General features: G+C 42.9%; 14 protein-coding genes, 2 tRNA genes and 1 rRNA gene. 6 read left to right on the top strand and 11 right to left on the bottom strand.

What is annotated here, in order from left to right; translation table 11 throughout:
* Positions 1-7: 7 nt before the first annotated feature.
* Positions 8-123 (top strand): 5S ribosomal RNA (rrf, locus tag FM038_RS19150).
* A gap of 229 nt (positions 124-352) precedes the next feature.
* On the opposite strand, the gene FM038_RS19145 is transcribed toward rrf, so the two are convergent.
* A complete protein-coding gene (locus FM038_RS19145) occupies positions 353-505 on the bottom strand; it encodes a hypothetical protein (RefSeq protein WP_185965666.1) in 153 nt (50 codons plus the stop codon).
* 338 nt (positions 506-843) lie between these two features.
* Here FM038_RS19145 and FM038_RS19140 point away from each other — a divergent pair.
* From FM038_RS19140 to rimI, 5 genes are all read left to right on the top strand, one after another.
* Positions 844-1,912 (top strand): IS630 family transposase gene (locus FM038_RS19140; RefSeq protein WP_142870609.1). Its coding sequence is split into 2 segments (ribosomal slippage): positions 844-1,332 and positions 1,334-1,912, totalling 1,068 coding nucleotides; the frame shifts between segments, so codons are not numbered across the junction.
* A gap of 1,198 nt (positions 1,913-3,110) precedes the next feature.
* Positions 3,111-3,187, top strand: a tRNA-Trp gene (locus FM038_RS19135).
* Positions 3,188-3,254: 67 nt separating this feature from the next.
* Positions 3,255-3,331, top strand: a tRNA-Trp gene (locus tag FM038_RS19130).
* A 274-nt stretch (positions 3,332-3,605) separates the two neighbouring features.
* A complete protein-coding gene (locus FM038_RS19125; RefSeq protein WP_142870608.1) occupies positions 3,606-3,974 on the top strand; it encodes a hypothetical protein in 369 nt (122 codons plus the stop codon).
* The gene (rimI, locus tag FM038_RS19120; RefSeq protein WP_223292907.1) at positions 3,952-4,419 is read left to right on the top strand and encodes a ribosomal protein S18-alanine N-acetyltransferase; all 468 of its coding nucleotides are present in this window, start codon (positions 3,952-3,954) and stop codon (positions 4,417-4,419) included. Before FM038_RS19125 ends, rimI begins: the two co-directional genes overlap by 23 nt.
* Positions 4,420-4,512: 93 nt before the next feature.
* Here the strand turns inward: rimI and lipA are convergent, their stop codons facing one another.
* The 10 genes from lipA to rsfS form a co-directional block, all read right to left on the bottom strand.
* Positions 4,513-5,478, bottom strand: coding sequence for a lipoyl synthase (gene lipA, locus FM038_RS19115; RefSeq protein WP_142870607.1), 966 nt, complete (start codon positions 5,476-5,478; stop codon positions 4,513-4,515).
* Positions 5,471-6,130, bottom strand: coding sequence for a lipoyl(octanoyl) transferase LipB (gene lipB / locus FM038_RS19110; RefSeq protein WP_142870606.1), 660 nt, complete (start codon positions 6,128-6,130; stop codon positions 5,471-5,473). Before lipB ends, lipA begins: the two co-directional genes overlap by 8 nt.
* Before the next feature lie 170 nt (positions 6,131-6,300).
* On the bottom strand, positions 6,301-6,567 hold the full coding sequence (ybeD, locus tag FM038_RS19105) for a DUF493 family protein YbeD (RefSeq protein WP_142870605.1): 267 nt from the start codon (positions 6,565-6,567) through the stop codon (positions 6,301-6,303).
* 122 nt (positions 6,568-6,689) lie between these two features.
* Entirely contained in the window at positions 6,690-7,862 is a 1,173-nt protein-coding gene (locus FM038_RS19100) for a serine hydrolase (protein ID WP_142870604.1), read from the bottom strand.
* 151 nt (positions 7,863-8,013) lie between these two features.
* Positions 8,014-8,820 carry a septal ring lytic transglycosylase RlpA family protein gene (locus FM038_RS19095; RefSeq protein ID WP_142870603.1) on the bottom strand — a complete coding sequence of 269 codons (807 nt, stop codon included), beginning with the start codon at positions 8,818-8,820 and terminating at the stop codon, positions 8,014-8,016.
* Between the two features lie 92 nt (positions 8,821-8,912).
* Positions 8,913-9,923 carry a lytic murein transglycosylase B gene (gene mltB, locus FM038_RS19090; RefSeq protein ID WP_223292906.1) on the bottom strand — a complete coding sequence of 337 codons (1,011 nt, stop codon included), beginning with the start codon at positions 9,921-9,923 and terminating at the stop codon, positions 8,913-8,915.
* 196 nt (positions 9,924-10,119) lie between these two features.
* Positions 10,120-11,226: a rod shape-determining protein RodA gene (gene rodA / locus FM038_RS19085; RefSeq protein ID WP_195873125.1), complete on the bottom strand. Its 1,107-nt coding sequence runs from the start codon at positions 11,224-11,226 to the stop codon at positions 10,120-10,122.
* A complete protein-coding gene (gene mrdA, locus FM038_RS19080; RefSeq protein WP_142870601.1) occupies positions 11,223-13,079 on the bottom strand; it encodes a penicillin-binding protein 2 in 1,857 nt (618 codons plus the stop codon). The genes rodA and mrdA overlap by 4 nt, the downstream gene beginning before the upstream one ends.
* Positions 13,080-13,155: 76 nt before the next feature.
* Positions 13,156-13,626 carry a 23S rRNA (pseudouridine(1915)-N(3))-methyltransferase RlmH gene (gene rlmH, locus FM038_RS19075; RefSeq protein ID WP_142870600.1) on the bottom strand — a complete coding sequence of 157 codons (471 nt, stop codon included), beginning with the start codon at positions 13,624-13,626 and terminating at the stop codon, positions 13,156-13,158.
* A complete protein-coding gene (gene rsfS / locus FM038_RS19070) occupies positions 13,626-13,955 on the bottom strand; it encodes a ribosome silencing factor (RefSeq protein ID WP_142870599.1) in 330 nt (109 codons plus the stop codon). The genes rlmH and rsfS overlap by 1 nt, the downstream gene beginning before the upstream one ends.
* Positions 13,956-13,957: the final 2 nt, after the last annotated feature.

The following is a 13,957-nucleotide window of genomic DNA, read 5'->3' as shown; positions in this document are numbered from 1 at the left end:
AAATTAGTCTGGAAACCATAGCATTGTGGCCCCACCTGATCCCATCCCGAACTCAGAAGTGAAACGCAATTGCGCCGATGGTAGTGTGGGGTCTCCCCATGTGAGAGTAGGTCATTTCCAGGCGCCTAATAACGAATAAGCCCATTGCTAACGCAATGGGCTTTTTTCGTTTTTAGCCTGGAAAGATGACCACTCGAGCATGGGGAAATAGAAAGTCCGAACGCAGTGAGATTCATTTCATGTGATAGTAGGGCGAATATCGCAATAGCGATGTGCTTATGAGCGCGAAGCTTTAGCATAGCTGGCCATGACAGGCGCCTTTGTTAAGGTTTTAAAAGCTCCTGCTTCGAAGCTATTCCGCCGCTGAGCGGTCAGCCCCCTCAGTTCGACGACTACGTCGCCTCTCGCTACAAAGTAGCTGAATGCTACGCATCCAAAGCGCGACTTCTCCGCCCCCATGTGTTCGGCCTTCGGCAAGTATCATGACCATTCCAAGCAGGATCATTGGAAGGCGCCTTGGTTACAGGCTACAAAACCACTTATCCAACTTCAATGTAGGCAGGTGGTTTATCTACTTAAGCACGTACGTGCAATGCCTACTTCACATGCAGCCCTAAGCTGCTAACGCAGTGTGGCGTAAATTGCTCCTCGGCTCTGGCAATAACATCCTTGTTAAAAGGCCAGTTCGACCTCCATGTCTCTCGCTTAAAAGCCATCATTTTATGATTTTCGCCCTGCTTCGCTCTCGATAATAGCTCCTCGGCATTTGTTCCTGACAATGCTCTACCTCCTATATCCATACAATCGTGCATTATACCAATCAGTAATGAGTTGTGATCTAATATGGTCACCATCAATAACTTGTACCTTGCTTTGAAAAACTACACAGCAGAAGAGATCTTAGCTTTATCTAGAGCTGAAAAAGATCCCCGTAAACGTATCCGATTACTGGCAGTATCTCTATTTCTAGAAGGTCATAATCGAACGGAAGTGACCAAGAGACTTAAAGTAGCCCGTGCTAGTGTAAATGCATGGGTCTCGAAATATCTTACTTACGGGCTCAAAGGGTTGGATGCCAAAAGAAATAAAGGGCGAGATAGCTACCTCACTACAAAGCAAAAGCAGCAATTAATTGAATATATAGAAGCACAAAGCATGAGAACCTCTGGAGGTCGGTTGACAGGGGATGCGATCTTAAAATATATCCAGCTTCAATTTAATGTTGATTACCATCCGAATGCAATTTATAAGCTACTGGATACGTTGAACTTTAGCTGGATAACCAGTCGCTCTATGCACCCAAAGCAATCAGCTGAGGCCCAAATGGCTTTTAAAAAAGTTTCAACTGGAAACGATCCTTAACATCCCTGGTAGTGTAGGCCTCGATCGGGTCGACATTTGGTTTCAGGATGAAGCTCGTTTCGGACAACAAAACAGCACGACACGCTTATGGGCAAGAAAAGGAACGCGCCCTAGAGCAGTTCGTCAGCAGCAATTTGAGTATGTTCATTTCTTTGGTGCAGTTTGTCCTGAAACAGGAGAAACAGAGGCAATAATTGCTCCCTATTTAAGTAAAGACATTATGCGTCAGCACCTGTCGCTGATAGCCAAAAGAACTAAGCCTGGTCGGCACGCTGTAGTTGTAATGGATGGTGCTGGTTGGCATACCAATGATATAGCTGATGAGTTTATCAACCTTAGCATTATAAAATTACCCCCGTACTCACCAGAGCTAAATCCTGTAGAGCAAGTTTGGAGTTGGTTACGGCAACGTCATCTGGCTAATCGCAGCTTTAAAGGATACGAAGATATAGTCGATGCCTGTTCGATTGCCTGGAATAGCTTCATTAGTGATACAAAAAGAGTGATGTCACTATGTCGAAGGGATTGGGCAAGAATGACTAAATATTAAGATGGAATGGTATTATTCTACCTTCACCCATCCTTGGGCTCGTACCTCCTTATATCCATATAGTCGTGCATTAAGGGCATTTCCGCCATCTGATGTTTAGGATTAACAAATGCCCCAGTGGCATGGATGCCAATGAGGGGCTCTGGCGGTCAGCCCCTCAGTTCGACGACTACGTCGCCTCTCGCTACAAAACAGTTGAATGCTGCGCATCCAAAAAACTGATTTTTTCGCCCCTATGTGTTCGGCCTTCGGCAAGTATCATGTCCATTCAAAGCTATGCCATTGGAAGGCGCCTTAGTTGCAGGCTACAAAACTGCTTATCCAATTTCAATGTATGCAGGTGACTTATCCATTTAAGCACGTACGTGCAATGCTTACTTTGGTTTATAAAGAGTCGGTCGATGAATGCCCTCGGTAACAGCTCGCATTATTTTACTTTTGTCCTCCTTGGCCTCGTACCTCCTATATCCATATAGTCGTTCAATATCGACATTTGCGTCATTCATAACTGTTGCCCGTTGATCAGCTTGGTCATGAATTGCACCTATGTATTCATGATATTCACTACATCTGATGTTTAGGAATAACAAATTTCTGATGGCATGGATGCCAAGGAAAGGCCATGTGGAGGGCCATGTGGCTTGCCTCCAGCTTCGTCACAAGTTACTCAAGCTACAACACAGTTAACTGCAGTGTATCCAAAGTACAGTTTTTTCACCCTCATTAGCACAGACTGTATAATAGACTCAAGCGCTGGTGAATAGGGAGAGTGCTTTATTTTACATTTAATGCCTAGTTTCTTTGTATGTTGTCAGTGATTGATTAGCTTTGAATTTTAGCTTTGCTAGTTAAACTGTTTTAAATTTCGAGTGGGAAAAGCATTCGAAGTATCAATGACTGCAGCAGTGATTACAGTTAATTAATTATATTGACTGAGTATTTAATTTGGAAAAGTTAACCCGTATCAGTTATGGATGAAAATGCTGCAGTTGAACCATTTGTGCATAAAAGTACTTTACCTTTTAGTGGAGTTTACGCATAATGCGTTTCGTCGACAGGGTTGTAGTTATAATTGATAGGCATTGCCATTCAATAAAATTTGCCAAATGTCGATTTTATCGATATATCATTCAATCCGTAGATTTATAGGATTGAGACCTCGACAGAGGTTGAGTAGAATTAATACTCAAAATTATGTAGGGGTGTAGCTCCAATTGGCAGAGCGCGGGATTCCAAATCCTGATGTTGAGAGTTCGAATCCCTCCACCCCTGCCACACATTTCGAGTCACGATATTTAGTATCGGGGCTGTTAAATATTTAGATGTAAGATTAAAGTTTTATAGGGGTGTAGCTCCAATTGGCAGAGCGCGGGATTCCAAATCCTGATGTTGAGAGTTCGAATCCCTCCACCCCTGCCACATTAAGAAAAAGCCGAGCATTAGCTCGGCTTTTTTGCATCTCAAGCAAAGTGAATTTCGTTTACTCATTTAAGCTGCTTCTTTCTAATCTTCATGCAAGTAGGTATAACACTCTCTGCTCTGTATAAAAATCTTCAATACTTCAATACTTCAATACTTCAATACTTCAATACTTCACACACTACGATATTGATATATCTGTAATCACGCGATTAACCCCAGCAAAGATAACTGTTATCCTACTCACCTTAATAGATGAAAGGTGTTGGTAATCGTGGATAAAAGTGCATATCTAGATGCTATGGGGATCACTCGCTGGATCGGTGCAGATAAAGTTGTCAGCGCATATACGATTTTGGTTGATAAGTTCGATGCTAATCTTGAGGTACATCCGTTAATTGGTGCAGTCTTAGCCTCTGCTGATTGTCTGCCAACTCACTGTAGTATTTCAGATTCTGTTTCGGGAAGTAATACCCAAGTGTTATGGGATATGCGCCGCCTTAAACGCCCGAGCGTGGACTCTAAATTTAGCTCCTCTCCCATAGCTCAGCTTGCTAATAGCGCTGATGATAAGCGTAAACTATGGCATGAATTATCTTGCTATATTGATAGTGTTGGAAATGACAAAACAGATGAAAACTGAGCAACCTGGCAAGTTAGTATCGCTCCAAATTGAAGATGCTGGCAAAATGTCCTTAATTGCTACTCAAGCGCATACACATCCAATGAGCCTTGCAACGATACAGAGCTGTTTTGGCGATTTGTATTCAGTATTTGGCATAATGGATGATCAGTTGTGTGGTTTTGCCATATTGCACCAGATTTTTGAAGACGCCACCCTGATGGATATCTGTGTATGCCCATCACAACAAGGCCGAGGTTTTGGCCGCCGTTTGCTTGAAGCTGTGATAAGCCGTGCTCGCTCTGCTTCCGGCGAGACCCTGTTTCTAGAAGTTAGAGCTTCCAGTATTGCCGCTAGAGCGCTGTATTCTCAATATGGGTTCGTAGGGGCTGGCTGTAGAAAAGGGTATTACAGGACGGCTGAGGGTGTTGAGGATGCTATTTTGATGGAGTTGAACCTTCTCTAACTCCATTCTTTAATGCTAAAAAAACGTGCGCTGATAAGTCAGTGCACGTTTTTTCGTTTGGGGTCAAACTAATTGGTAATTAAGCAATTAGTATTACTTCACTTCTTTACCTTGGGCTTGGAGGTCTGCATGGTAGCTAGATCTCACCATTGGGCCACAAGCTGCATGAGTAAAACCAATCTCTTCAGCAAAAACTCTTAATTCATCAAACTCAGCCGGTGGAACGTAACGTTCAACAGGTAAGTGGAATTTAGAAGGTTGCAAATATTGACCCAGAGTAAGCATTTCAACATTGTGAGTACGTAGGTCTCTAAGTACCTGTGCTATCTCTTCGTTAGTTTCACCTAAGCCCATCATTAACCCCGATTTTGTCGGAATATCAGGGTGGCGGTCTTTAAATTTCTTTAGCAGATCTAAAGACCACTGGTAGTTGGCGCCCGGTCTTGCCTTACGATAATGCATAGGAGCCGTTTCCAGGTTGTGGTTGAATACATCTGGTGGCTCTGTTGCTAGAATATCTAGTGCTGCATCGATTCGACCGCGAAAGTCTGGGACTAAGGTTTCGATCTTTATCTCTGGGTTTAGCACACGGATCTCACGGATACAATCCGCGAAATGTTGAGCACCACCGTCACGTAAATCGTCACGATCAACTGAGGTGATAACCACATACTTAAGTCTCATATCTCTGATGGTTTGAGCTAGTTTTTTGGGCTCTTCTGCATCAGGCTTTAGTGGGCGACCATGTGCTACGTCACAAAATGGACAGCGTCGGGTACAAATAGCACCCAAAATCATAAAGGTTGCTGTACCGTGGTTAAAACACTCTGCAAGATTTGGGCATGATGCCTCTTCGCAGACAGAGTGTAGGCCATTTTTGCGTAAAGCTTTTTTGATATCGTCTATACGCTGGCTAGATGCTGGCAATTTAACTCTTAGCCAATCTGGCTTGCGTAGCATCGTAGCGCGTTCAGAGGGAACCACTTTGACAGGAATACGAGCGACCTTATCAGCGTCTCTCAGTTTTACACCTGCTTGTAATCTTTCTGGCCTACTCATATGACTGTGACAACCCTTGATGATGAACTAGATTCTGATAGCCTAAGTTGTGGCTAAATGTTTTGACGAGCTGCTCTCCTGCCTCTTCGACAGTTTTTGGTCCACCTAATGGCTTGCATTGCACCATTTCTAAGCCAGCGTAACCACAAGGGTTAATTCGCTGAAATGGGCTCATATCCATATCGACATTAAGGGCTAATCCATGAAAAGAGCAGCCCTTACGGATCCTTAATCCTAGCGAAGCAATTTTGCGTTCATCGACATAAACGCCTGGTGCATCTGCTTTGGCATAGGCTTTTATTTGGTAACCTTCGAGCATCTGCACTATGCTATTTTCAATATCAGTGACAAGTTTTCTGACACCAATTTTTAATCGTTTTATATTGATAAGAGGATAAGCCACAAGCTGACCGGGTCCGTGGTAAGTCACTTGACCACCTCGATCGACTTGTATCACTGGGATGTCACCCGGGTTGAGAATATGCTCACTCTTGCCTGCTTGGCCTTGGGTAAAAACAGGTGCGTGTTCAACTATCCAAAGTTGATCTGGGCTGGATTCATCACGGGTATCGGTATATTCCTGCATCGCGTGCCATACGGATTCGTAATCTTGCTGACCAAGATATCTAACGTGTAATGTGCTTTGAGACAAGGGCAACCTCTCCCCTTAAACAATAATGGCGGCATTATACTCCTCTAGCTGATAAATGTAAGCTAGATCACATTTATCAGCTATGAGTAATATTGAAGATATATGCTCGATTTAGAAGCATCAGTTATCTTTAGTGGGTATTACACTTCTAAGTTACTCATTTGAAACGATTACAAAACACGCTTTACACCTTCAATGGCGGCAAGTTCTGTATATAGTGTTTCAACTTGTTCTTTACTTTGAACTGTTACCCGGATGGTTATCGAGTTGTAAGTACCTTTACTGGATACTTTAGTGCTTGGGATATAATCTCCAGGCACATGTTGTTGTACAACCGCTACAACGCTATCAGCTAAGGTTTCACTAGCATCGCCAACGACTTTAAAGGGAAAAGAGTTGGGGAAATCCATCAATTCATCAAATTTGGTATCTAACATATCTAAGTTCTCTTGCCGATGTAATAGGCTCTATATGGCGTTCATTATACGTTTTTTCAAGGGGGACGGGAAACAATGAAGCCACCCTAAGGTGGCTTCATTATTTGCTTATTAACAGGGTTTCAGCTAAACCAGCCTGCAAACATCTGCTTAAAGTAGTCCATCAATTTACTGAACCAGCTGCCTTCATTAACTTCTTGTAGGGTGACAAGTGGGAATTGAGCAATATCTTTACCATTTAACTGGTAGTAAATGCGGCCAACAGTTTCCCCTTTTGCTAATGGAGCAGTGAGCTCTTTAGTGAGCTCAAAATTAGCTTGTAAGTTTTGAGCTTGACCGCGATTAATCGTAATTGGAGTGTCAGTGATAACTCCCAAGTCGACAGACTCTTTATCACCGTACCAAATTTTTTGTGATACAAAACTATCACCAGCCTTATACGGAGTGATAGTTTCGAAGAAACGGAAACCATAATTGAGAATTTTCTTACTCTCAGCCTTACGAGCCGATTCGCTCCTCGTCCCCATAACAACGGCAACCAGACGCATATCGTCCTTTGTTGCTGAAGTGACTAAGTTATATCCTGCTCCAGAAGTATGCCCGGTTTTAATACCGTCGACATTCATGCTTTTATCCCATAACAAACCGTTACGGTTGTATTGCTTAATGCCATTGAAGGTAAAAGATTTCTTTTTGTAGACATCGTACTCTTCTGGCACATCGCGAATGAGTGCAGCGCCAAGTAGTGCCATGTCATAAGCTGTTGTCTTATGATTATCTGAATCTAATCCATGAGAGTTTTCAAAATAGCTGTCATTCATGCCTAATTGCTTAGACCAAGAGTTCATCAAGTCGACAAAACCATCTTCAGTTCCGGCAATATGCTCAGCCATAGCGACGCAAGCATCGTTACCTGATTGAATGATGATGCCATGGTTTAAATCGTCCACAGAAACCTGTTTACCGACTTCGATAAACATTTTTGATGAATCAGGAAAGTTTTTAGACCAAGCTTTCTTACTAATAGTTACTTGGTCATCAAGTGAGATATTTCCCACTTTAATTTCGTGACCAATCACATAACTGGTCATCATTTTGGTTAAACTCGCAGGGTTTAAGCTTTCGTAAGCATTTTCTTCTGCGATGATCTGCCCAGTGTTGTAATCCATTAAGACGTAGGCTTTAGCTGCGACCGTTGGTGCGTTAGGCGTAACGACTGGTGCAGCAAAAGCTGATGAACAAGCGACTGTGGTCGCAAGAATAAACGTTTTTAAAGGTGGGTTTAAAAATTTCATATCAATAAGGCACGTCTTATTTGGTTTAAATCGGAAATCGAAATTCTTCGCAGTATATCACTAGAAGACTTTCTAATTCAGTGAAGGTTCATTAATCTTTTGTAAATCGGAATAATTATCAGCTCCAATTTGCAGTTTAGATGCTGAAGGGCTATTCAGAAATCAGATAACTCTGAGGGTACCCATCAGCCTTTAATTGTTCATTTAATTTGGTGGCTATTTGTCGCTGGCCAATTGGGCCTATTTGTAATTTATATAGATTATTAGTAGGTAGCAGGCGAGACTTGATTTGATATTTACCTTCAAGTTCTTTTGAAATCGTCGTTAATTTTGCCTTGTCCGATGATGCTAACACTTGAATATAGTGAAGCTTAGTGTCTTTAAGTTCTGCTAGGGCAATTGATTCTGGACTGTCAATATAGATCACTTCAATGTCGACACTGGCTGTACCTGTTTTTAGCATGTCTAACCTATGGGCTGCAGCATAAGAAAGGTCAATAATCCTACCGTCGTGAAATGGCCCTCTATCATTAACTCTGACGATAACCTGCTTACCATTCTTTTTATTTGTGACTCTGACATAACTGGGTAATGGCAGGGACTTATGTGCTGCAGACATAGAGTACATGTCATAAGTTTCACCATTTGATGTCAGGTGGCCATGGAATTTAGAACCATACCAAGAAGCATTACCACTTTGTTTGAAGTTTTTTCCTGAATCCAGTACTTGGTACGATTTGCCGAGAACAGTGTAGTTAGACTTATTACCACCTCGGCTATAGGGCTCATATCTGGGATGGGCATCTTCAACTTTTGATACGTCCGGTGCGCTACTGGGGGCTTTATCATTGGCTAATTCATAACGGCTATTGTTAGCCTTATCTGAGCTTGAACACGCTGAAAGAAGCAAAGCAAAACAAAGTGTAACTATCCGTGTAAATTTGATTTTGTGATTCATAAAAATTTCTTTTATTGCCTAATGTGTAGCGAGGTAGCTTAAGACTTTTGATTTAGAATCATGAGTCTTAAGCTAATGACTAAGGAACGTATTTAATCATCTTTCATCATCGATGCGTTTTTCAGTTCTTGACTGAATTGATACACGGCCATGGCATATAATGGGCTACGATTATACCGTGTGATCACATAAAAGTTATTTAAGCCCAGCCAATATTCGTTTCCATTTTCTTGCTCAAGTTCAACAATCATAGCCGGCTGAGAAATATCTAAGTCAATGGCCTTTGCAAGTGACACTTGTGGAGACAAAATATCTGCTGCACGATAGTGCAGCTTTTCTCCAGCCCATACCTTTAGTGGTGAAGGAAGCTCACTGTCTACAGATAAAGGTAATACGACGGGGGCATTTTCTTTCCAACCATGTTGATGGAAATAATTAGCCACACTGCCAATAGCATCTACTGGGTTGTTGAGTAAGTCTCGGCGTCCATCATCATCAAAGTCGACGGCATAATGGCGGTAACTTGATGGTATGAATTGTCCAAAGCCCATGGCGCCAGCATAAGAGCCATTGAGGTTATTAATATCGAGTTGCTCTTCTTTAACTAAGGTTTGAAGGTTACTTAGCTCTTTTCTGAAAAAGTCAGCTCTTGGAGGGTAATAGAAGCCTAAAGTATATAAAGCATCGACAACGGGGTAATTGCCCATGTAGCCGCCATAAAAGGTTTCTATACCGATAATTGCGATGATGATTTCGGGAGCAACCCCAAATTTTTCAGAGGCCTTAGTTATTGTTGCTTGGTGCTCATTCCAAAATGCCAAGCCAGCGTTTAAGCGTTTATCGGTCAGAAAAATTGGGTGATACTTATGCCAAGGTTTAGCTTCCCAGGGTTTGGTCATCGCGTCTATAACAGCCTGGTCGTAATTGGCCTTGCCGAGAAACTGCTCCACTTCTTGTTTTGTAAAACCTAACTCTTGTTGGGTGTGCAAGAATTCAGTCTTTAGAGGAACCACTGCTGAATCTTCAATTAGAATTGATGTATTTGCCGTCGCGGAGAAAGCTGCGAAAAATAGAGGTGCAAGTATTTTTTGCTTTATATTCACTGGTTCCATTCCCTGTATCTAGATAATGCGCTGGGTTAAATCAATTAGGCTATGGCTAAAATACGTTAGTTTCTTTAATCAGGTATTAATATCGTGAAAGAAACTACCAGCTTATAAAAATGCCAAGGTTTAAGCCTACAAGCTTAAACCTCTTCTATCAATCATTGCATTGCCAGAGGGGAAAGGTAGACAAGGGCTACCTGTCGATAAATCGCCTATGGGTATGAATGCTCATTAATATACCGAACCCCGTCATCAGGGTCATCATTGAGGTGCCGCCATAACTAATTAAAGGGAGGGGGACACCAACAACGGGTAACAGGCCTGATACCATGCCGATATTGACAAAAATATAGACGAAGAAAGTCAGCGTAATACTGCCAGCTAACAAGCGGGCAAAACTAGTCTGCGCTCTAGAGGCGATGATGAGGCCTCTGCCGATCACATATAGATAGATAAGCAACAACAGGATACTCCCTACCAATCCAAACTCTTCGCCTATGACTGCAAAGATGAAATCTGTGTGTCTTTCTGGGAGAAACTCAAGTTGCGACTGGGTACCTTCGAGCCAGCCTTTACCAAAGGCGCCACCAGAACCGATTGCGATTTTAGATTGGATGATATGATAGCCTGCGCCGAGCGGGTCTTTTTCAGGATCGAGCAAGGTGAGAACACGAGTTCTCTGGTAATCATGCATTAAGAAGAACCAGAGTGCAGGTAGCATAGCGAGTATGCCGCCGACAAATGTTCCTACAATCGCCCAGCTCATACCCGATAGGAATAGGACAAAAATTCCCGAGGCAGCAACGAGAATGGAAGTACCTAGATCCGGTTGTTTTGCGATCAATAAGGTTGGGATCAGTAAGATGACTCCCGCCATGGCTAAATTTCTTTTCTTGGGGGGAAGAGGGTACTTACTGATGTACCAAGCCATGGTGATAGGGAAGGCTAACTTGATGAGCTCTGAGGGTTGAAACTCCATAAAGCCAAGATTTAGCCAACGTTGAGCCCCTTTATTTATCTCACCAAAAAAGTGCACACCTAATAGTAATGCTATACCGGCAAGATATATGGGAAAAGCCCAACGTCTTAACACTTCTGGGTTGATTTGTGCCACTATGAACATGATACCTAAAGACAAACCCATACGAACGAGTTGTCTTTCCATCAGGGCTAAATCCTCACCGCCTGCCGAGTAAATAACAAATAAGCCAAATCCCATAAGGCTTAAAATGCCGATTAACAGAGGTAAGTCTATATGAAGTCGCTGCCAAATGTTGGGACGATGATTTTGCGAATTCATTGAAGTTGCTCCAGGGTGTCTCTAAGCATATATTCATCAAGCAAGGCTCTGGCTACTGGGCCAGCATTTGCTCCACCCCACCCCGCATTTTCTAATACGACAGCAAGGGCTATCGTTGGGTTTTCATAAGGGGCATACGCAATGATTAATGCATTATCTCTGAAGCGCTCTTCAATGGCATCTGCATCGTACTTTTCATCTTCAGCAACACTAATAACCTGAGCTGTCCCCGTCTTCATTGCTGCAGTATATTTAGCATCTTTAAAACGGCTCTTATGAGCAGTATCTCGCATTGCTTTATTGACGATGTTCCAGTTATTCGGATCGTTAAGTTCGATTGGTGCACGCTCATCGATAGGTGTGTCTATTCTTGATGTGCTGTCCTTAATGGACTTAAGCAGATGCGGAGTGAAGCGCCTCCCCTTGTTAGCCATTATCGCTACAGCATTGGCTAATTGTAGCGGTGTCGATGTCCAATAGCCTTGTCCAATACCTACAGAAATAGTGTCACCTATGTACCAAGGCTGGTTATACCTCATGCGTTTCCAGTCCTTTGAGGGCATAATCCCGGCAGATTCTTCGAAAATATCGATGCCAGTTCGTTCTCCAAAGCCAAAGGGCCCCATGAATTGAGCTATTTTATCTACGCCAGTCTTGTATGCTAAATCATAGAAGTAGGTATCACATGAATGAATAAGGGCGCTATTTATATCTACCCAGCCATGCCCCCAGCGTTTCCAGTCTCGATATTTTCTCTCAACACCTGGGATTTGCCAGAAGCCGGGATCCCAAATCCGTGTTTTTTCTGTAACAGCTTTATCTTCTAAACCTAGCAGCGCAAGATGTGGCTTAACTGTTGATGCGGGTGCGTATTGCCCTTGAGTCGCTCGGTTGATGAGTGGCCTAGATCGTGAGTTGAGTAACCCGTTATAAGCTTTGCTGCTTATGCCATGTACAAATAAATTTGGATCATAACTTGGACTCGACAACATCGCTAAAATGCCACCATCTCGAGGGTCTATAGCGACGACTGCACCTCTTCTGCCCTTAAGTAATTCAGCTGCTTTTTGCTGCAGTTTAAGATCTAGAGTGAGATAGATATCTTGTCCTGGCTCTGGTGCTACCGATTTTAAGGTACGAATTGTACGTCCACGGTTATTGACCTCCTCCTCTAGATGACCAGGTTTACCGTGTAGTAGGTTTTCGTAGAATTTTTCAATGCCTTGTTTACCTATATCATTAGTCGCAGCGTAATTTTTCCACTGTTCACTTCTCTGCAATGCAGCTTTATCTCGGTCATTTATTCTGCCGACATAACCTAAGGCATGGGTCATTAATCCGTTATGCGGATAATGGCGCTTGAGTCCTGCAACAACCGATACACCTGGGAATCTGTGTTGATTAACACTGAATAGGGCGACTTGGTTTTCGGTTAAACGATTCTTCAAGGTGATAGGTTTGAAACGCCTGTGATACTTCAAAGATTCGATGAAGTCTTCTTGTTCACCAGCCGTTATAGGGATGAGACTGCTCAATTGGTTTAATAAGTCTGGGACATCTTTGACTTTTTCCGGGATCAGCTCCAGTGAGAAAAAAGGTTGATTCTCAGCAAGTAGTTTTCCATGTCGGTCATAAATCAGGCCACGACTAGGTGCTACGGGAACGACCCTGATCCGATTATCGTTTGAACGAGTTTCGTAATCGGTATAAGAAAGAATTTGCAGATGATAAAGGTTGATTAGCAGTATGCTTAATAGCATGACAACACAAGCAAAGGTAAACAAGGCTCTTCGTTTAAAAAGCGATGCTTCAGCAGCGTGGTCATGCATCGTTACTCGCTTTTTTGGCGCCACTTACACGGTCTCCGACATAGCTGTAGGCATTTAGCCTGATCCTTAACGAAAAAAAGTTCGGATAGACCGAACTTTACTATTCCCTATGATAAGGGTGGTTGTTATTGACGCTCCAAGCTCGATATAGGCTTTCGGCAACCACTATCCTCACTAAAGGGTGGGGCAGAGTCAAAGCAGATAGACACCAGCTTTGCGATGCTGCTTGCTTGCAGGCGGGAGAAAGACCTTCGGGTCCACCTATTAGTAGGCTGACATCCCGTCCATCAAGTTGCCATCGACTGAGCTGTGAAGCTAAGTCTGGCGTCTTCCAGGTCTTCCCTGGAAGATCCAAGCTTACAATGTGGTTGCTCTTAGGGATAGCCGCTAACATCTGTTCGCCTTCTTTATGGAGAATGCGAGCTATATCGGCGTTTTTGCCTCTTTTCCCTGCAGGGATCTCAACCAGTTCGAGTGCCATATCTCTGGGGAATCGTCGTTGATATTCCCCAAATCCTGTCGTAACCCAATCTGGCATGCGAGTGCCAACAGCAACTAACTGTAATTTCATTATTCTGGTTTGGCTGACCAGAGCTTTTCTAGCTCATAAAGGTCACGAGTCTTGTCTTGCATAACATGAAGGATCACATCACCAAGATCAACCAGTACCCATTCACTGCCCTCACGGCCTTCAACACCAATTATTTTCAAATTTGCACGCTTACATTCAACCACAAGATTTTCAGCAATCGCTTTTACGTGTGTTTTAGATGTACCAGAACAAACCACCATATAATCAGTTAGATTTGATAGCTCAGAAACTTCCAAAGTAACAATGTCTTTGGCCTTTAAATCTTCGACTTTGTCGATTACAAACTGCTTTAGTTTAGCGCTTTCCACGC

It is taken from the genome of Shewanella eurypsychrophilus (assembly GCF_007004545.3).
GTDB classification, from domain to species: domain Bacteria; phylum Pseudomonadota; class Gammaproteobacteria; order Enterobacterales; family Shewanellaceae; genus Shewanella; species Shewanella eurypsychrophilus.
Note: the sequence above shows the minus strand (reverse complement) of the source record. Positions and strands in the feature narration are given on the sequence as shown.

What these genes read in the sequence shown, in the direction of transcription:
- FM038_RS19145 (WP_185965666.1), bottom strand. Translation starts at nt 505, where the DNA reads ATGATCCTGCTTGGAATGGTCATGATACTTGCCGAAGGCCGAACACAT.
- rimI (WP_223292907.1), top strand. Translation starts at nt 3,952, where the DNA reads ATGACAAAACAGATGAAAACTGAGCAACCTGGCAAGTTAGTATCGCTC.
- lipA (WP_142870607.1), bottom strand. Translation starts at nt 5,478, where the DNA reads ATGAGTAGGCCAGAAAGATTACAAGCAGGTGTAAAACTGAGAGACGCT.
- ybeD (WP_142870605.1), bottom strand. Translation starts at nt 6,567, where the DNA reads ATGTTAGATACCAAATTTGATGAATTGATGGATTTCCCCAACTCTTTT.
- FM038_RS19100 (WP_142870604.1), bottom strand. Translation starts at nt 7,862, where the DNA reads ATGAAATTTTTAAACCCACCTTTAAAAACGTTTATTCTTGCGACCACA.
- FM038_RS19095 (WP_142870603.1), bottom strand. Translation starts at nt 8,820, where the DNA reads ATGAATCACAAAATCAAATTTACACGGATAGTTACACTTTGTTTTGCT.
- rodA (WP_195873125.1), bottom strand. Translation starts at nt 11,226, where the DNA reads ATGAATTCGCAAAATCATCGTCCCAACATTTGGCAGCGACTTCATATA.
- rlmH (WP_142870600.1), bottom strand. Translation starts at nt 13,626, where the DNA reads ATGAAATTACAGTTAGTTGCTGTTGGCACTCGCATGCCAGATTGGGTT.